This window comes from Massilia mucilaginosa, assembly GCF_011682145.1.
Lineage (GTDB): Bacteria > Pseudomonadota > Gammaproteobacteria > Burkholderiales > Burkholderiaceae_D > Telluria_A > Telluria_A mucilaginosa.
This window is the reverse complement of the sequence record NZ_WHJH01000410.1, coordinates 1-216: the sequence shown is the minus strand read 5'-3', so window position 1 is coordinate 216 and position 216 is coordinate 1. Positions and strand designations below refer to the sequence as shown.

General features: G+C 64.4%; 1 protein-coding gene. It reads right to left on the bottom strand.

Annotation, left to right across the window (positions count from 1 at the left end; translation table 11 throughout):
* Nucleotides 1-31: 31 nt before the first annotated feature.
* Nucleotides 32-216: transposase (locus F2P45_RS37610; protein WP_166882403.1), on the bottom strand; the 185-nt coding region annotated here is incomplete at its 5' end.

Below are 216 nucleotides of genomic sequence, written 5' to 3'. Positions count from 1 at the left end.
CATTTTGTGCAGTCCGGACGGACTGCGGGCGTCAGAACGCCTCGACCCTGGCCTCCTTCAAGTAGACCAGGCGCCGCAAATTGTAAGCAGCGACCTTCCAATTGAGCTGCAACGTGGCGCGCGCCAGTCCGATCGTGCGCAGGCCCTTGCCGCCCATCTCGGCCAGGCCGGCAAACACATGCTCGATCCGGGCGCGGGTCTTGGCGATGCGCGTAT